Origin of the sequence: Luteococcus sp. H101 (genome assembly GCF_038433155.1) — a bacterium.
GTDB lineage: Bacteria > Actinomycetota > Actinomycetes > Propionibacteriales > Propionibacteriaceae > Luteococcus.
The window spans coordinates 57853-73395 of record NZ_JBCDMW010000035.1; the positions used below are offsets into that span (position 1 = coordinate 57853).

Consider the following 15543-nt stretch of genomic DNA (forward strand, 5'->3'; position numbering starts at 1 on the left):
TCCATCAGGTGGGACGGCGGCCCGGGCGGCAAATCCCACTGCCCAAACCGTTGTGGGGCCCCGGGGCCTGTGCAAGCATCAGCACATGCGCGTATCCATTCTCACCCGTGAGTACCCCCCGACCATCTACGGTGGAGCCGGCGTCCACGTCGCCCAGCTCGTGCCCCAGCTGCGCAAGTTCATCGACGTGGACGTCCAGTGCATGGGTGAGCCGCGCGAGGGTGCGACGGCCCATCAGGAGAACTACCCGGCCGGCGCCAATGCCGCCCTGCGGGTCTTCGGCGCCGACCTGTCGATGGTCTCCGCCCTGCCCGAGAACGTCGAGCTGGTGCACTCCCACACCTGGTATGCCAATCTGGCCGGACACCTGGCCGGTCTCTTCCGGGACATCCCGCACGTGGTCAGCGCCCACTCGCTGGAGCCCGACCGGCCGTGGAAGGCCGAACAGCTGGGCGGCGGCTATGCCCTGTCCTCCTGGGCCGAACGCACCGCCTACAACGGCGCCGACGCCGTGATTGCGGTCAGCGAGGGGATGAAGAAGGGCATCCTGGCGGCCTATCCCGAGCTGGAGCCGGACAAGATCCACGTCGTGCTGAACGGCATCGACACCGACGAGTTCCAGCCGGACAACGACACCGACATCTGTGAGCAGATCGGGATGGATCCCAGCAAGCCGTCGGTGGTCTTCGTGGGCCGGATCACCCGCCAAAAGGGGCTGGTGCACCTGGTGCGCGCCGGCCAGCACCTGGACCCGGACACCCAGCTCATCCTGCTGGCCGGCGCCCCGGACACCCCGGAGATTGCCGAGGAGTTCAACCAGGCCTTCGGCGCCCTCAAGGAGGCCCGCGGCGGTGGCGTGGTCTGGGTGCAGGAGATGCTCCCCCGCGCCTCGGTGCGCCAGGTGATGAGCAATGCGACGGTCTTCGCCTGCCCCAGCATCTACGAGCCGCTGGGCATCGTGAACCTGGAGGCCATGGCCACCGAGACGGCCGTGGTGGCCAGCGCCGTCGGCGGCATCCCGGAAGTGGTGGTGGATGGCCAGACCGGCTACCTGGTGGACTACGACCCGGCCCGCGCCCAGGACGGCGACTACATCGCCACCTTCGAGAAGACCTTCGCGGACAAGATCAACGAACTCACCCGCAATCCCGAGCTGGCCCAGAAGTTCGGGCAGGCCGGGCGGCAGCGCTGCATCGACAAGTTCAGCTGGGAGACCATCGCGCAGCAGACCGTCGAGGTCTACCGGGCCGCCACCCAGCGGCACGCCGCCCGCGCGGCAGCCAAGAGCTGATCCCGCGTCCCGACACGGCAACGGCGTGCACCCCAGCCGGGGTGCACGCCGTTCTCGTCAGGAATCGCGGGGCCGCGTCAGCCGACGACCTCCTGCAGGCACTTCAGCAGGTCGGTGGCCTCGGTTGCGTTCAGCTCAACCACCAGACGGCCGCCGCCGTCCACGGGAACGCGCATCACGATGCCACGGCCTTCCTTGGTGACCTCCATCGGGCCATCACCCGTGCGGGGCTTCATTGCAGCCATCGTGCATCCTCATCTCTTCGACGGTTTTCACTCCATTATTCCGCATTCTGCGTGGCATCCCCCAGCGGTCCGTCCGACGGCGTGCCGTCGGCCTCCGCCAACTGACGGGCCAACCGCTCCAGCAGGTCGTCGACCTGCTGCATGGAATAGCCCCGGGTGACCACGCTGAACTGGGCCTCCCGCAGGGCCCGGGCATCGATCGGGCCGGGCGGAACCGGACGCCAGGCCCGATCATCCACCAGCTCGGGCATCGCGCCCCACCGTCCGGAGGCCACCACCGCAGCCCCGCCCAGGATCAGCAGCACCACGGCCGCCAACAGCCAGCTCACGGCTTGCCCCCGGCACCCCGGCCAGCGGTCACATGCGCCACCGCGGCCTGCTCGTCGTCGGTGACCAGGAACATCTCCAGGTCGGCCGGGGAGATGTAGCCCTCCGCCAGCGCGGCGTCCCGCAGCCAGTCCACCAGCCCCCGCCAGTAGTCGACACCGAAGAGCACCACCGGGAAGTGCTGCACCTTGCCGGTCTGGGCCAGAGTGAGCGCCTCGAAGAGCTCGTCGAAGGTGCCCAGGCCACCGGGCATCACGATGAAGCCCTGGGCGTACTTGAGGAACATCACCTTGCGGACAAAGAAGTAGCGGAAGTTGATCCCCAGGTTCACGTGGGAATTCATCGACGCCTCGAAGGGCAGCTCGATCCCCAGGCCCACCGAGGTGCCGCCGGCCTCGTCCGCGCCCTTGTTGGCCGCCTCCATCACGCCCGGCCCGCCGCCGGTGATCACGGCATAGCCGGCCGCCACCAGGGCGGCGGCCATCCGCTCCGCCGCCCCCCACATCGGATGCTCCGGCCTGGTCCGGGCCGAACCGAACAGACTGATGGCCGGGCCCAGCTCGGCCAGGGTGCCGAAGCCGTCCACGAACTCGGCCTGGATCCGCATGGTGCGCCACGGATCACTGTGGCTCCAGGCTGTGTCCCCGGCCCCGGCCAGCAACCGCTGGTCGGTGGTGGTGGCCTGCTTCTGGCCGCGCCGCCGGATGATGGACCCCTGCACCACGTGGTTGCCCTGACCGGGCACATTGTCCACCACGCCGTGGTTCTTCTTCTTCCGGTCTGGCATTTCAGGCCTCCTGGTCATGGTTGGGCGCGAGCCAACGGCGCAGCGCATCGGCGCAGGCGTCCAGGTCCGCCACCGGGCAGTACTCGTCGGACATGTGGGCCTTGCCGGGATTGGCCGGGCCGAAGTTCACCGCCGGAACACCCAGCTCGCTGAACCGCGCGACGTCGGTCCAACCGTACTTGGGCCCCGGCTCGCCCCCGACGGCGGCGACGAAGTCCTGGGCAGCCGGCAGGTCCAGCCCGGGGCGCGCCGCGGGCGAGAGGTCCACCACCTCCAGCTCGAAGCCGTCGAACACCTCCCGCATCAGGGCTTCGGCCTGGGCCGTGGTCTTGTCCGGGGCGTAGCGGTAGTTGACGTGCACGCTGCACTCGTCGGGGATGACATTGCCGGCCACTCCCCCGCGGATCTGCACCGCGTTGAGGCCCTCGCGGAAGACCAGACCCTCCACCTCGATCTCGCGGCACTCGAAGCCGGCGATCCGCTGGAAGACGGGCGCGATGTCGTGGATGGCATTGTGTCCCAGCCAGCTGCGGGCGCTGTGCGCGGCGGTGCCGCGGGTGGTGATCCAGAAGCGCATCGTGCCCTGGCAACCGCCCTCGATCCGCGCCGCGGTGGGCTCCATCAGAATGGCGAAGTCGCCGTGCAGCAGTTCGGGGTGTTCCCGGCCGATCCGCCCCAGGCCGTTCAGCTCGCTGGCCACTTCTTCGTTGTCGTAGAAGAACCAAGTGACGTCGTGCCGGGGCTCGGTCAGCTCGGCGGCCAGCTGCAGGGCAACGGCGACGCCACCCTTCATGTCGCAGGTGCCCCGGCCATGGATCCGGTCCTCACCGTCGACAACGCTGCGACTGCTGGGCAGGTTGTCCGCCACCGGCACCGTGTCCAGGTGCCCGGCCACCAGGATCCGCTGCTCCCGCCCCAGGGTGGTGCGGGCGGCCAGGCAGTTGCCGTGCCGGATCACCTCCAGGTGCGCACAGGCCCGCAGTGCCTGCTCCACCCGGTCCGCGAGCCGCTGCTCATTGCCGCTGACCGACTCGACGTCGGTGATGGCCTGCAGCAGGTCCGGCAGTGGCTGGGCGAGATCAAGAGGGTCCATGGAGCAGACCCTAGTCGAGGAGTGAGCGCGCCCCGGCAAGGGTCAGCGGAAGAGGACCACACAGATGGCGATGTAGTGACTGACGGCAGCCAGGATGGTGCACAGGTGGAAGATCTCATGGAAGCCGAAGGTGGCAGGCCAGGGATTGGGCCGCTTGAAGCCGTAGGCCACCGCACCGATCGAGTAGATGATGCCACCCAGGGCAATCAGGCCCACCACCAGCGGGCCACCGGAGTGCCAGAACTGCCCCAGCCAGCCGATCGCCGCCCAGCCCATCGCCAGATAGAGGGCCACGTAGAGCCCCCGCGGTGCGGACAGCCAGCAGACCCGGAAGAGCACGCCCACCAGGGCACAGCCCCAGATCAGGGTGAGCAGCATGCGAAGACTCCGGCCATGCAGCATCCCGACGGACAGCGGAGTGTAGCTGCCGGCAATGAAGATGAAGATGTTGGCATGGTCCACCCGGCGGAAGATGGCGTGCACCCTGGGGGACCAGCTGCCGCGGTGGTAGAAGGCGGAATTGCCGAACAGCAGTACCGCGCTCAAGGTGTAGACCGCGCAGGCGATCCGTTGGTCCCGCTCCCCGGCGAGGGCCACCAGCACGATGCCGGCCACCAGCACGATCGGCGCAAAGCCCTGGTGCAACCACCCACGCAGCCGCGGTTTGACGGCAGCGACTGCGTCGCCCAACGTCTCGGCCAGATTCGGCGAGTGCCCGGGCGTCTTGATGCTCATGAAACCTACGGTACCGTAGCTTTGCTGCTTTCAAACCCACGGGTTCAAATTCCGGGAGTTGGGCACCCGTTAGGCTGTGGCACATGAATCGGCTGGACCGCCTCACCGAGAGCCTGGACCGGATACACCCGGCCGGACTGCTCTACAGCACCTACGAGACGCGGCTGGTGGCCGAGCTGGACAAGAGCCGGCTCCCCCGGCACGTCGCGGTGCTGGCCGACGGCAACCGCCGCTGGGCCCGGATGAACGCCCCGGACCAGCCGCTGGTCGCGGGCTACCAGGCCGGCGCCGACAAGCTGCGGGACTTCGTCGGCTGGTGCCACGAGGCCGGAATCGAAGTGGTCACCCTCTGGGTGCTCAGCCCGGACAACCTCAAGCGCTCCGCCGACGAGGAGGTGGCGCCGCTGCTGGGGGTGATCGAACAGCTGGTCCGTGACCTGGCCGCCGACGGGCGCTGGCCGGTGCAGGCCGTCGGGGACATGTCCCTGCTGCCCGAACCGATGGCCCAGGCGCTGGACCAGGCCCGACGGGAGAGCCAGAACAACCGAGGCATGGTGGTCAACGTCGCCATCGCCTATGGCGGGCGCCACGAACTGCGGGATGCGGTCCGATCCCTGCTGCGCGAGGAAGCCGCCAAGGGCACCACCCTCACCGAACTGGCCGAGACCCTGGAGATCGACCAGATCGGCGAGCATCTCTACACCAAGGGCCAGCCCGATCCGGACCTGATCATCCGCACCTCCGGCGAGCAGCGCCTCTCCGGTTTCCTGATGTGGCAGAGCGCCCACAGCGAGTTCTACTTCTGCGAGGCGCTGTGGCCGGACTTCCGCAAGGTGGACTTCCTGCGGGCACTGCGCTCCTTCAGCCAGCGCGAACGGCGCTATGGCCGCTGAGCAAAATCCACGCGACCGGGGAATTAACTCAAGAATCAGTGCTCAAAATCGGAGCTGACTAGCCATTTTAGGCAAGGCTTACTTGTCTGGAATTCGCCGCGCAGGGTGATTATGGTGAACTCATCAGTTGCGCCAATTCACCCAAATGCGTCACTCACAAGGAGCACACCATGACCGCCCTCACCCTGATCAATTCCTGCCAGGCCACCACCTGTTCCTTCAACCACGACGGCTGCGCGGCCGGCGCCATCACCGTCGCGGGCACCGAGCAGGCCAGCTGCGCCACCTTCGTCCAGGTCGACGTCCGTGGCGGCCTGGAGAGCGCCAATGGCCAAGTCGGCGCCTGCCAGCACCTGGAGTGCGTGAACAATGCCAACCTGCTCTGCCAGGCCCAGTCCATCCAGATCAGCGACGCCGGTGCCTGCCTGAGCTACCAGCAGGCCTGATTCCCTCCGGCTTCCCACGCCGGGGTTGCCCCCCCCCGACGCACCAGAACGCGGGTCACGTTCGCCCAAACGTGACCCGCGTTCTGCCCTTGTCACGCGCCCGATTCAGTTGCGTCCCACAATTCAGGCAGCGCGGGGTTCTGGAAGGCGATCCGCAGCACTTCCTGCCGCAGCGCGCGCAGTGAGCCCACACGGTGGGCGAAGTCCACCTGGACGGTCTGCACCCGATCCGCGGTGGTGACCATCACCGTCAGCCCTTGCGGGGCCACGTCCACCACCATGGCCCGATGCGCCAAGGAAGTGCACAACTTCTGGTGCAGTACGACGCCGGAGCCGTCGCCCGGCCAATCCCCTTGGCTGACCATGCTGGCCCAGTGCGCCAGTTGCGCCTCGCCGTGCGACTCCACCAGCTCAACCGCCGCCAACTCGTCGGCATGCAGTGGCCACGGTGTCGACTGCAGCGCCAGCGCCCGGTCAATCTCGGCGACCTGACCATGGGCGTGCAGCAGCAGCCGCTGCGGCAGCACGAGCGCCAGCAGCACGTCGTCGCACCCGATCAGCCCCGCCAGCTCGGCCGGGGGATCGGCCAGCGCCTCGGCCTGGCCGCGCCCCAGTGGCCAGAGCTCCGCCAGCGAATGCAGCGAGGCGGTCAAGACCCCCACCGATGCCAGCGGCGCCAGCTTGTCGATCCCCAACCGCACCTGCACTGGAGCACCCAGTCGCCGCCCCCGCGGTGGGATGACGGCCACCAGCAGCCCACCCAGCTCATCGGACCAGCAGTGTGCCAGGGTCTCCAGATCGGCCAGCTCCGGGTCGGCATAGGCAACCAGACTGGCCCGCCCGGCACCCCGGAGCAGGCGTGCGGCCATGTCATGCGCCGCCCGCTGCGTCACACCATGGGCGGTGAGCTCGTGGGACTCCATCAGACCTCCTCGTCAATAGGTAAGGCTAACCTAATAGAGTCCGACTCCGGTGGCAATCAGGGTGTCCACGGATGCCAATATCTACACCGTAGAATTACGGTCGAGTCATGACCCTCACCACTGACCGCCTCGCCCGCCAGCCCCGCACCACGGCGCCGATCGATGCCGACGCCATCCGGCACTATCGCCAGCCCGGGCTCTTCTTCGCCCTCTCCACCGCGATCCCGTGGGCCATGTGGCTGGCCGCCGGCCGACTCTCTCATCTGGACGATCCCTCGCACGCCGCGCGGCTGCTGACCTCCCTGCTGGGCTTCGGTGGCTTGTTCGCACCCCTGGCGGTTGCCGCGGTGCTGACCGTCCGCAATCCGCAGCTGCTGCGCGACACCAGGCACCGCCTGACCAACTGGCGCCAGGTCAGCCCCGGCCTGGCGGCGCTGTCCGTGGTGCTGCTGCCCGCGGCCCTGCTGGCCGGAACCGCCATCTCACTGCTCTTCGGCTACCCCTCCGAGCAGTTCCAGCTGCGCAACGGCTTCTCCTTCACCTCCGGCGTCGCCCCCGCCTGGCTGGTGCTCGGTCTGGCACCGATCGTCGAGGAGTTGGCCTGGCACAGCTACGGCACCGACGCCCTGGCCTCCCGCTGGACCATCTGGCGCAGCTCGATGGTCTTCGCCGCCATCTGGGCACTGTGGCATCTGCCGCTGGCCGGGATCAAGGGCTATTACCAGGCCGAGGTGGTCGAGGTAGGGCTGCTCGCGTCGGTCAACTTCCTGGTCTCGATGTTCCCCTTCATGGTGCTGATGAACTGGCTCTACTATCGTTGCGGCCGCAACATCTGGATCCCCGTCCTGGTCCACCTGAGCGCCAACTACGGCAATGAGATCTTCCTGACCCATCCGGACACCAAGGCCCTGCAGACGTTGCTGTTGACCGCGCTGTGCGGCTGGGTGCTCTGGCATGACCGGGAACTCTTCTTCACCCGTCCAAAGGATCGACGATGACACCCCGCCCCGCCAGCACCAGCCAGCAGCAGGTCGTCGATGCCGCCCTGGCCCTGCTCGACGAACAAGGCCACGAGACCTTCAGCATGCGCAAGCTGGGCTCCCGGCTGGCAGTGGATCCGATGACCATCTACCACCACGTCCCCAGCAAGGCGGCCCTGTTCGACCTGGTGGTCGACGAGTTGTGGAGCGGCCTGCGGCCGACCACCGCGGGTGACTGGCGCGAGCAGGTGGCCAGTCTGGCGCACGAGCTGCGCCGGGTGCTGCTGGACCATCCGCGGCTGGTGCAGCTGGTGGCCACCCGCCCCATGGTGACGCCCCGCCTCATGGGGCTGGCCGATGACCTGGTCGGCCGGCTGGCCGCCGAGGGCCTGCCCCCGGCCGTTGCCATGCGGGTACTGGACTGCGTGGTGGCCTTCACCGTCGGGAAGGTGCAAGGCGAGGTCCGCCAACCCGTCGGGGGCGCCGACGCCGACCCGGAAGAGAGTCTGCGGGAGATGGCGGAGCACACCCCGCACCTGGCCCGGGCGCTGGCCACCGGCTACGGCTGGCAGCCCGACGAGGAGTTCGGGACGGGGCTCGCCGCCTTGCTGGCGGGCTGGCCGCTCAGCAGCGGCTCCACAGCGGGGTCTTGAGCTCGGCGTAGTCGCTGATCGGGTCGAAGCAGACCTCGCCCCGGCAGACATAGCCGGTGGCCTGCCCGTCGCGGGCGATGCGCTCGTCGAACAGGTGCCCGAAGCCGGTGGTCCCCGCCCGGCCCACCACGATCGCGGAACCTGCCGGCGCCATCCGCCAAGCGGCCACCGCCAGCTTGTCGATCCCCGCACTGTCGTCGGGCAGCACGACGACGACCTGGGCGGGCTTGAGGCCGCGACGGGCCTCGTCCAGCACCAGGGCATCCGCCAGGCTCCACCCGGCAAAGCGCGGCTGGCTGGCCACCAGCGGCCAGGTGGTCTGGGCCGCCCGATCGGCTCGCTCGGTCAGGTCCCCACGGCAGGCCAGCAGGCCGACCAGCCGGAGCGCCGCCACCAGCGAGCTGGTGCCCGACGGGGTGGCATTGTCGCTGACATCGCGCGGGCGGGTGAACAGCTGCTCGCTCACCTCGGCGTCGAAGAAGCCACCGTCGTCGGCCGTGAACAGCCGGTCGGCGCGCTCCAGCAGCCAGACCGCACGCTCCAGCCAGACCGCCTCGCCGGTGGCGCCGGCCAACCGCGCCAGGCCCAGCGCCAGGCAGCCGTGGTCCTCGGCCACCGCCGCGGTGGTGCCGGGCTGGCCGTCGCGCGAGGTCCGCACGAAGCGGTCCTCGGCCTGGTCCACGTGGACGCTCCACACGGCCTGGGCGGCGTCCTGCGCCAGCTCCAGCCAGGCCGGCTCGGCGAAGGTCATGGCGGCATTGACCAGGGAGTCGATGGCCAGGCCATTCCAGGCGGCCACCACCTTGTCGTCGCGGCTGGGTGGGAAGCGGTTGCCCCGCTCCTCCCGGAGCCGGTCGAGCACCGCGGTCAGACGCGCTTGGTCCGGGGAGCCGTGCAGCTGCAGGGTGGACAGCCCCAGCTCGAAGGTGCCGCCCTCGTGCACGTGGAAGACCTGGCGAGCCCAGCCACCGTCGGCCTCCCCCAGCGCGTCGACGAGCAGTTCGGGATTCCACAGGTAGTAGATGCCCTCGGCCACCATCCCGCGGATGTCGACGCTGTCCGCGTCCAGACTGGCGGCGAAGGCGCCCCCCGGCCGGCCGTCGACGGGCTCGGTGCGCATCTCCCGCTCCAGCCATTCGACGGTGGAATAGATGGCGTGCTCGTAGACCTCGCGCTTGTAGCCGTCGTGGTCCGCGGTGCGACGCCAGCAGCGCAGGTAGCTGCCCAGCAGCAGCGCGTTGTCGTAGAGCATCTTCTCGAAGTGGGGCACCACCCAGCCGACGTCGGTGGAATAGCGGTGGAAACCGCCGCCCACGCGGTCGAAGAGCCCGCCGCGGGCCATCATCTCGCAGGTCAGCTGGGCCATGTCCAGGCTGGTCGGGTCGCCCTTGACCAGCAGGGCGTCCAGCACCATCGCCGGCGGGAACTTGGGGGCGCCGCCGAAGCCGCCGTGGATCATGTCGTAGTCCTTGCCCAGCAGCTCCAGGGTCTCCCGGGCGCCGGGGACCGTCGAGGACGTGGTGACGGGGTTCAGGGCCCGCAGTTGTTCGGTGATGCTGGACGCGGAGCCCAGCACCTCGTCGCGACGCTCGGCCCAGGCCCCCGCGAGGGCCTCGCAGACCTGGCGGAAGCTGGGCTGCCCACCGGCGGGCTGGGGCGGGAAGTAGGTGCCGGCGAAGAAGGGCTCCCCCGACGGGGTGAGGAAGACCGTCATCGGCCAGCCACCCTGGCCGGTCAGCGCCTGGGTGGCGGCCATCAGCACGGCATCGACGTCGGGATTCTCCTCCCGGTCCACCTTGACGCTGACGAAGTGCTCATTCATCAGCCGGGCGATCTCGGGGTCGTCGAAGCTCTCGTGCGCCATCACGTGGCACCAGTGGCAGGCGGCGTAGCCGGTGCTCACCAGCAGTGGGAGGTCGCGCTCCCGGGCGGCCTCGAAGGCCTCGGCACCCCACGGGTACCAGTCGACCTCCTGGTGCGCGTGCTGCTGCAGGTACGGGCTGGTGGACTCGGCAAGACGGTTCGGCACGCGGACAGCCTAGCCGCCGGGAACCGGGGTCCGGCCGGACCGCGGAGGACTATCCTCGAGTCATGAACCAGCTGACCCCCATGATGAGCAGTGGGATGCTCACCCTGTTGACCTTCTGCGTGATTGCCGGCTTCATCATCCTGGGCTCCCTCAGCCTGCGTCGCCACACCAAGCGGATCGATCCCGAGATCCCGTGGGAGTCCGAGATGACCGAGGAAGGCCGCGCCGCGCAGGCCTTCGAGCGCAGCAACATCTGACCGGGCGCCCAACGGCCCCGGGCCGGGCTCAGATGCTCCAGCCCTCGGCCGGATCACTGGCGCGGGGTGCCCGCAGGCCGGCGAACAGGTCGTCCTCCGGCAGCGTGGTGGGCACGCTGCTGTAGACCAGCTCGAAGTCCTCGGTGGGCCACACCCGCTGCTGCACCTCGGTGGGCACCGCGAACCACGGCCCGTCGGGGTCGATCTGGGTGGCGTGGGCCAGCAGCGCGGCGTCGCGCACCCCGAAGTACTCGGCGCACGGGATCCGGGTGGTGATCCGCTTCTCGTACTCGAAGTCCTGCCACTTGGCCAGCCGGTCCACATAGGGCGATTCCAGGCCCTGTTCGTGCATCGCGGCGTCCAGGGCCGCCAGCCGCAGCCGGTGGAAGCCCATCTGGTAGTAGAGCTTGCTGACCCGCCAGGCCTGCCCCAGCCGGGGATGCTGGTTCGGGTCCCCGGCCTGCTGCACCGCCGCCATGGTGATGTTGTGGCACATGATGTGGTCCGGGTGCGGGTAGCCGCCCTTCTCGTCGTAGGTGGTGACCACCTGCGGCTTGAACTCGCGGATCAGGCGGACCAGTGGTTCGGCCGCCTTGTCCGGGTCCACCAGCCCGAAGCAGCCCTCCGGCAGCGGGGGCAGCGGGTCGCCCTCCGGGAAACCGGAGTCGATGTAGCCCAGCCAGCGCTGTTCGACGCCCAGGATCTCCCGGGCCCGGTCCATCTCCAGGTGCCGGATGGCGGCGATGTCCTTCCACACCTCGGGACGGTCCATCTTGGGGTTCAGGACGCTGCCCCGCTCACCGCCGGTGCAGGTGGCCACCATCACCTCGACGCCTTCCGCCACGTACTTGGCCGTGGTGGCGGCACCCTTGCTCGACTCGTCGTCGGGATGGGCGTGGACGTGCAGCAGACGCAGGGGCTCGGACGCACTGGTGATTTCGGGCATGGCGCCCATTGTGCACAATGGGAGCCGTGAGCACCCCCACCGCCGCTGACCGAGACCGGATCGCCGCCCGCTACCCCGTCTCCCCCGCCCGCCACAAGGTCTACCTGGGGCTGGTGACGGTCTTGGCCGTCCTGCTGGCCGGGTGGCTGGCCTGGGCCGGAGGGCAGGCCGCCACCCCGGACGTGGTGGCCGACGTGCACAGCTTCCACGACGGCGGCGAACACCAGATCGTCGCGGACCTGCGGGTGCAGCGCGAGGACCCGTCGCGCCCCGCGGTCTGTACCCTGGAGGCCACCGCGGAGAACTTCGTGCGGGTGGGCGAGCTGGAGGCCACCATCCCACCGGGCACCCAGAAGATCACCCGGATCCAGATCCCGGTGCGCACCGTCAACCACGCGGTCAGCGTGACCGTGCAGGGCTGTCGCGCCGCCTGAGAGCCCGGTCTGAAGAAGCCCCAAGCACCTTGGACCCAACCCGGTGCGCTGATAGGCTCTCGGGATGGCTGAAAACGTTATCGACACCATCTGGCTCACCCAGGAGGCTTTTGACAAGCTCTCCGAGGAATTGGCGTACCTCAAGGGTGAGGGCCGCACCGAGGTGACCCAGAAGATCGCCCAGGCCCGCGACGAGGGCGACCTGTCCGAGAACGGCGGCTATCACGCCGCACGTGAGGAGCAGGGCCAGATGGAGGCCCGGATCCTCCAGCTGGAGGACATGCTGCGGCGCGCCAAGGTGGGCGAGGCCCCCAAGACCGGAGAGGCCGCGCCCGGCACCCAGGTCACCGTCTGCTACTTCGGCGACGAGGACGACACCGACACCTTCCTGCTGGGCTCCCGAGAGGTGATGGGCCTGGACGACTCCGTCGACATCCAGGTCTTCAGCCCGCAGTCCCCGCTGGGCGAGGCCGTGATCGGCAAGAAGGTGGGCGAGTCCACCAGCTACGAGGCCCCCAACGGCAAGTCCATCGAGGTCACCGTGCTGAAGGTGGAGACCTTCCAGGGCTGAGCCCACACCCTTTCAAGCCTGGACGGGCGCCCCGCACCGGATGGTGCGGGGCGCCCGTTCGTCTGCCCACCGACGGCCTCGACGGGCCCGGGCGATCAGCCCCGGGCGATCAGCCGGGCGGCCTCGGCCGGGTCCAGCTGCCCCGCCGCCACCCGGGCCAACAGCTCGGCCCGGCTGGACGGAGACTCGGGCACAGCCTGTGGCTCGGCCACGTCGTCGCCGGGCTCCGAACCCAGCTCTGGGATCCCCAGCTGCTGCAGCAGAGCACTGAGCCGGGCCCGCGCGGTCGGGTAGCTGACCTGCTGCTGCTTGGCCACCTCGCGCAGGTTCCCCCGGCTGGACAGGAAGACCGTAAGCAGCTCCAGCTGCTCGACGGAGAGCCGGCAGAACCCGCAGCGTTCGAAGTGTCCGCCCAGTTCACTGCCGCACCGCGGACAGCCCAGCCGGGTGGTGACCAGGTCACCGTCGGAGACCGGACAGTCCGCGGGCGCGCGATAGGGGCCATCGGCCGGGGAGTTCATCACAGGTCACCATCCTTCTGCTCGTGCTGCTGCTGGTCGTCGGGGACGGGCACGGCCTCGTGCTGCACGCTCGCGGCGCCCATCACGACGGCCAGGTCCAGCCGGCCCGTGCCCTCACCGGCCAGGTACTCATCCAGGGGGCCGGCCCCGCCGGGCCAGGTGATCCGGCCCAGGTGTGCGTCGGCATGCACCGCGACGTGGGCGCCCTCGGTCAGCTGCACCGTCAGGTTCCCGGATTCGACGCGCACCCGGGAGCGCCCCTTGTCGAAGTGCCCGCGGGCGGTGACACTGCCGGCCTGCACCAGGGCGTCGGACACCTGGCGCACGTCGCCCAGCTGGGCGCCCCCAGCCGTGACCCGGACCCGGCCCAGCCAGGGCACGTTGAGGGTGGACAGGCTGCCGGCGGTCACCTCCACGTCCACCGGGATGTTGGGATTGATCCGCAGCAGCAGCTCCTTTCCCAGCCCGATCTCACGCAGGTCCTCCAGGTTGAGGTTCTTCAGGCCGCCCAGCCCCTGGTTCAGCAGACTGCTGGTCAATGGGCTGCGCAAGACGCTGAATCCCCCCTTGCCGGCGGCCAGATCACCGTCGGAGGTGACCTCCAGCACAGCGCCACTGCGGCGCAGCACGTGGGGCCCGTCGGCGGCCAGGGTGGCGATGGTGGCGTCGCCGATGATCCGCACGCGACGGCCGGTGGCACGCACCATGATCCGTTGCACGCCGTGACTCCCCTCGGGGTGCACGGGCGTGACCGGGTCGGGCGATGGCTGGTGCTTTGGCGCGGCAGGCTGGTGCAGCGTCTCCTCCACGGTGTGCGCGGCCCCCATCGCGGCGCTCTGTGCGATGCCCGTGGCGGCGCCGAACAAGTCACGGGCGATGGCACCCCACGTGACCTCGCCGGGGTCCTCGGCCGCCTGGGTCTCCTCGGCCCTGCCGGGGTCCTGGGCAGCGCCGGGCTGCTCGTCTTCCGCTCTCACCCCGCCATTGACACCAGCGGCGGCGGCCGTGATGGCGTCGATCCTGCGGCCGGCCTCGTCGGCGTCGATCCGCCCGGCCGCCAGCTCCTGCAGAATGCGGTTCAGCTCTTCTTCCATGTCACCAATGTAAAACCGCCCCTTCCATTGTGGAAGGAGCGGTTTACAGTTTGCGGGGCCACTCAGGGTTGGATGGTGTTCTGCCCACCCTCGTTGTCATCGCCGGGCGTCTCCAACTCGGCGGGCGGCGCCTCCACCTCGGGGTGGGCGTGCGAGGCCCAGGCCTTGGCGAAGGCATTCCCGAAGGCCAGGGTCGGGACGGCGAACAGGGCACCGACCACCCCGGACACGATGGTGCCGATGGCGAGGCCGTAGAGCACGGCCAGCGGATGGATGGAGACGGCCTTGCCCAGCAGGAAGGGCTGCAGCACATGGGCCTCCAGCTCCATCACGGCGACGAAGATCCCCAGCATGATCAGCGCCTTCACCCAGCCAAGGGTGAGCAGCACGACGCTGGTGGAGACCAGGCCGGCGACGAAGGCCCCCAGCAGGGGGACGAAGGCGGTCAGGAAGGTCAGGGCTCCGATCGCCAGGAAGAGGTCGGAACCCACCAGGGCAGCGCCCACGCCGGCACCCAGCCCGTCGACGAAGGCGACGATGACCGCGGCCCGAACGTAGGAGACCAAAGAGACCCAGCCGCGCTGGCAGGCGTCGGCGATCCGGGCGCGCGAACCGCGCGGTGCCAGGGCGAAGCCTGCCCGGGCGAAGCTGCGTCCCTCGAACAGGAAGTAGAACAGGGCGAACAGCGCCAAGGCCGTTCCGGCGAAGAAGTGGCCCACCTGGGCACCGGCCGCGGCGGCATAGCCCGTGAACAGCGACTGCTGGCTCTTGGCCCACTCGATCCCCTTCTCGGTCCACGCGTCGATCTGCCCCTCATGCAGCTGCAAGGGGCCACTGGCCAGCCAGTTCATGAACTGTTCATAGCTCTTCACCGCGGCATCGGCCAGACTGGAACTCTGCGACGCGATCTGCGCACCCACCAGGGAGAAGATCCCCAGGACCAGCGCCACCAGAGCCAACAGGCTCAACCCGGCGGCCAGGCCACGCCCCAGCCCCTTGTCGTGCAACCAGCACTTCAATGGCCACAGGGCTGCGGTGAAGAGCAGTGCGACGAAGATCGGGATCATCACCTCGGAGAGGGCCTGCAGCAGGAACCAGATGCCGTAGAGACCGGCCGCAATCACCAGCAAGCGCCAGAACCAACCGGCGGCCAGTTGAATGCCATGCGGCACATCCCCGGGCACCGCGGCCTCGGCCGCAAGCATCCCAGGGGTGATCGGGGTGCCCAGCTGGTCTTCGGGTGAAGCCGGACGACTAGCCGTGTGTGGCTTGCGATGGGGCAGGCTGAATGCCATGGGCACGGCCTTTCGGTTGTCAA

19 protein-coding genes are annotated in these 15543 nt (G+C 69.3%); 8 read left to right on the forward strand and 11 right to left on the reverse strand.

Annotation, left to right across the window (positions count from 1 at the left end; all coding sequences use genetic code 11):
- Positions 1-85 precede the first annotated feature (85 nt).
- On the forward strand, positions 86-1291 hold the full coding sequence (glgA, locus tag AAEX60_RS14350) for a glycogen synthase (RefSeq protein WP_342104262.1): 1206 nt from the start codon (positions 86-88) through the stop codon (positions 1289-1291).
- A 77-nt stretch (positions 1292-1368) separates the two neighbouring features.
- Here glgA and AAEX60_RS14355 read toward each other — a convergent pair whose 3' ends face one another.
- The 5 genes from AAEX60_RS14355 to trhA are packed head-to-tail and all read right to left on the reverse strand — an operon-like array spanning position 1369 to position 4478.
- Entirely contained in the window at positions 1369-1536 is a 168-nt protein-coding gene (locus AAEX60_RS14355) for a DUF3117 domain-containing protein (protein WP_094765820.1), read from the reverse strand.
- A 35-nt stretch (positions 1537-1571) separates the two neighbouring features.
- Positions 1572-1865, reverse strand: a complete 294-nt coding sequence (locus AAEX60_RS14360; protein WP_342104264.1) for a DivIVA domain-containing protein — start codon at positions 1863-1865, stop codon at positions 1572-1574.
- Positions 1862-2650, reverse strand: a complete 789-nt coding sequence (locus AAEX60_RS14365) for an LOG family protein (RefSeq protein WP_342104266.1) — start codon at positions 2648-2650, stop codon at positions 1862-1864. The genes AAEX60_RS14360 and AAEX60_RS14365 overlap by 4 nt, the downstream gene beginning before the upstream one ends.
- A 1-nt stretch (position 2651) precedes the next feature.
- On the reverse strand, positions 2652-3743 hold the full coding sequence (dapE, locus tag AAEX60_RS14370) for a succinyl-diaminopimelate desuccinylase (RefSeq protein WP_342104268.1): 1092 nt from the start codon (positions 3741-3743) through the stop codon (positions 2652-2654).
- A 42-nt stretch (positions 3744-3785) separates the two neighbouring features.
- Positions 3786-4478 (reverse strand): PAQR family membrane homeostasis protein TrhA, encoded by a 693-nt coding sequence (trhA, locus tag AAEX60_RS14375; RefSeq protein WP_342104270.1) that lies wholly within the window; start codon positions 4476-4478, stop codon positions 3786-3788.
- A gap of 83 nt (positions 4479-4561) precedes the next feature.
- Between trhA and AAEX60_RS14380 the strand changes: the two genes are divergently transcribed.
- Together AAEX60_RS14380 and AAEX60_RS14385 are read left to right on the forward strand one after the other, a co-directional pair.
- Positions 4562-5371 carry an isoprenyl transferase gene (locus AAEX60_RS14380; protein WP_342104272.1) on the forward strand — a complete coding sequence of 270 codons (810 nt, stop codon included), beginning with the start codon at positions 4562-4564 and terminating at the stop codon, positions 5369-5371.
- Positions 5372-5541: 170 nt separating this feature from the next.
- Positions 5542-5817 carry a DUF1540 domain-containing protein gene (locus AAEX60_RS14385; protein ID WP_342104273.1) on the forward strand — a complete coding sequence of 92 codons (276 nt, stop codon included), beginning with the start codon at positions 5542-5544 and terminating at the stop codon, positions 5815-5817.
- Positions 5818-5909: 92 nt separating this feature from the next.
- Here the strand turns inward: AAEX60_RS14385 and AAEX60_RS14390 are convergent, their stop codons facing one another.
- Positions 5910-6740 (reverse strand): hypothetical protein, encoded by an 831-nt coding sequence (locus tag AAEX60_RS14390; RefSeq protein ID WP_342104275.1) that lies wholly within the window; start codon positions 6738-6740, stop codon positions 5910-5912.
- Positions 6741-6847: 107 nt separating this feature from the next.
- Between AAEX60_RS14390 and AAEX60_RS14395 the strand changes: the two genes are divergently transcribed.
- Together AAEX60_RS14395 and AAEX60_RS14400 are read left to right on the forward strand one after the other, a co-directional pair.
- Positions 6848-7738, forward strand: coding sequence for a CPBP family intramembrane glutamic endopeptidase (locus tag AAEX60_RS14395; protein ID WP_342104276.1), 891 nt, complete (start codon positions 6848-6850; stop codon positions 7736-7738).
- Positions 7735-8373 carry a TetR/AcrR family transcriptional regulator gene (locus AAEX60_RS14400; protein ID WP_342104278.1) on the forward strand — a complete coding sequence of 213 codons (639 nt, stop codon included), beginning with the start codon at positions 7735-7737 and terminating at the stop codon, positions 8371-8373. Before AAEX60_RS14395 ends, AAEX60_RS14400 begins: the two co-directional genes overlap by 4 nt.
- Here AAEX60_RS14400 and AAEX60_RS14405 read toward each other — a convergent pair.
- A complete protein-coding gene (locus tag AAEX60_RS14405) occupies positions 8345-10402 on the reverse strand; it encodes a thioredoxin domain-containing protein (RefSeq protein WP_342104280.1) in 2058 nt (685 codons plus the stop codon). The two genes, AAEX60_RS14400 and AAEX60_RS14405, sit on opposite strands and share 29 nt — an antisense overlap.
- 62 nt (positions 10403-10464) lie before the next feature.
- Here AAEX60_RS14405 and AAEX60_RS14410 point away from each other — a divergent pair, with 62 nt between their 5' ends.
- Positions 10465-10659: a hypothetical protein gene (locus tag AAEX60_RS14410; protein ID WP_342104282.1), complete on the forward strand. Its 195-nt coding sequence runs from the start codon at positions 10465-10467 to the stop codon at positions 10657-10659.
- A 28-nt stretch (positions 10660-10687) separates the two neighbouring features.
- On the opposite strand, the gene mca is transcribed toward AAEX60_RS14410, so the two are convergent.
- Positions 10688-11605 (reverse strand): mycothiol conjugate amidase Mca, encoded by a 918-nt coding sequence (gene mca, locus AAEX60_RS14415; protein ID WP_342104284.1) that lies wholly within the window; start codon positions 11603-11605, stop codon positions 10688-10690.
- A 26-nt stretch (positions 11606-11631) separates the two neighbouring features.
- Between mca and AAEX60_RS14420 the strand changes: the two genes are divergently transcribed.
- Both AAEX60_RS14420 and greA read left to right on the forward strand, forming a co-directional pair.
- Positions 11632-12039 carry a DUF4307 domain-containing protein gene (locus AAEX60_RS14420; RefSeq protein ID WP_342104286.1) on the forward strand — a complete coding sequence of 136 codons (408 nt, stop codon included), beginning with the start codon at positions 11632-11634 and terminating at the stop codon, positions 12037-12039.
- A 64-nt stretch (positions 12040-12103) separates the two neighbouring features.
- Entirely contained in the window at positions 12104-12610 is a 507-nt protein-coding gene (gene greA / locus AAEX60_RS14425) for a transcription elongation factor GreA (protein WP_342104287.1), read from the forward strand.
- Between the two features lie 95 nt (positions 12611-12705).
- Here greA and AAEX60_RS14430 read toward each other — a convergent pair whose 3' ends face one another.
- The 3 genes from AAEX60_RS14430 to AAEX60_RS14440 form a co-directional block, all read right to left on the reverse strand.
- Positions 12706-13131, reverse strand: coding sequence for a DUF2089 domain-containing protein (locus tag AAEX60_RS14430; protein WP_342104289.1), 426 nt, complete (start codon positions 13129-13131; stop codon positions 12706-12708).
- A complete protein-coding gene (locus AAEX60_RS14435; RefSeq protein WP_342104291.1) occupies positions 13131-14225 on the reverse strand; it encodes a hypothetical protein in 1095 nt (364 codons plus the stop codon). The genes AAEX60_RS14430 and AAEX60_RS14435 overlap by 1 nt, the downstream gene beginning before the upstream one ends.
- A 62-nt stretch (positions 14226-14287) precedes the next feature.
- Complete coding sequence (locus AAEX60_RS14440; RefSeq protein ID WP_342104293.1) at positions 14288-15520, reverse strand: AI-2E family transporter; 1233 nt, start codon at positions 15518-15520, stop codon at positions 14288-14290.
- Positions 15521-15543 lie beyond the last annotated feature (23 nt).

What these genes read in the sequence shown, in the direction of transcription:
- glgA (WP_342104262.1), top strand. Translation starts at nt 86, where the DNA reads ATGCGCGTATCCATTCTCACCCGTGAGTACCCCCCGACCATCTACGGT.
- AAEX60_RS14355 (WP_094765820.1), bottom strand. Translation starts at nt 1,536, where the DNA reads ATGGCTGCAATGAAGCCCCGCACGGGTGATGGCCCGATGGAGGTCACC.
- AAEX60_RS14365 (WP_342104266.1), bottom strand. Translation starts at nt 2,650, where the DNA reads ATGCCAGACCGGAAGAAGAAGAACCACGGCGTGGTGGACAATGTGCCC.
- dapE (WP_342104268.1), bottom strand. Translation starts at nt 3,743, where the DNA reads ATGGACCCTCTTGATCTCGCCCAGCCACTGCCGGACCTGCTGCAGGCC.
- trhA (WP_342104270.1), bottom strand. Translation starts at nt 4,478, where the DNA reads ATGAGCATCAAGACGCCCGGGCACTCGCCGAATCTGGCCGAGACGTTG.
- AAEX60_RS14380 (WP_342104272.1), top strand. Translation starts at nt 4,562, where the DNA reads ATGAATCGGCTGGACCGCCTCACCGAGAGCCTGGACCGGATACACCCG.
- AAEX60_RS14385 (WP_342104273.1), top strand. Translation starts at nt 5,542, where the DNA reads ATGACCGCCCTCACCCTGATCAATTCCTGCCAGGCCACCACCTGTTCC.
- AAEX60_RS14390 (WP_342104275.1), bottom strand. Translation starts at nt 6,740, where the DNA reads ATGGAGTCCCACGAGCTCACCGCCCATGGTGTGACGCAGCGGGCGGCG.
- AAEX60_RS14395 (WP_342104276.1), top strand. Translation starts at nt 6,848, where the DNA reads ATGACCCTCACCACTGACCGCCTCGCCCGCCAGCCCCGCACCACGGCG.
- AAEX60_RS14400 (WP_342104278.1), top strand. Translation starts at nt 7,735, where the DNA reads ATGACACCCCGCCCCGCCAGCACCAGCCAGCAGCAGGTCGTCGATGCC.
- AAEX60_RS14410 (WP_342104282.1), top strand. Translation starts at nt 10,465, where the DNA reads ATGAACCAGCTGACCCCCATGATGAGCAGTGGGATGCTCACCCTGTTG.
- mca (WP_342104284.1), bottom strand. Translation starts at nt 11,605, where the DNA reads ATGCCCGAAATCACCAGTGCGTCCGAGCCCCTGCGTCTGCTGCACGTC.
- greA (WP_342104287.1), top strand. Translation starts at nt 12,104, where the DNA reads ATGGCTGAAAACGTTATCGACACCATCTGGCTCACCCAGGAGGCTTTT.
- AAEX60_RS14430 (WP_342104289.1), bottom strand. Translation starts at nt 13,131, where the DNA reads ATGAACTCCCCGGCCGATGGCCCCTATCGCGCGCCCGCGGACTGTCCG.
- AAEX60_RS14435 (WP_342104291.1), bottom strand. Translation starts at nt 14,225, where the DNA reads ATGGAAGAAGAGCTGAACCGCATTCTGCAGGAGCTGGCGGCCGGGCGG.
- AAEX60_RS14440 (WP_342104293.1), bottom strand. Translation starts at nt 15,520, where the DNA reads ATGGCATTCAGCCTGCCCCATCGCAAGCCACACACGGCTAGTCGTCCG.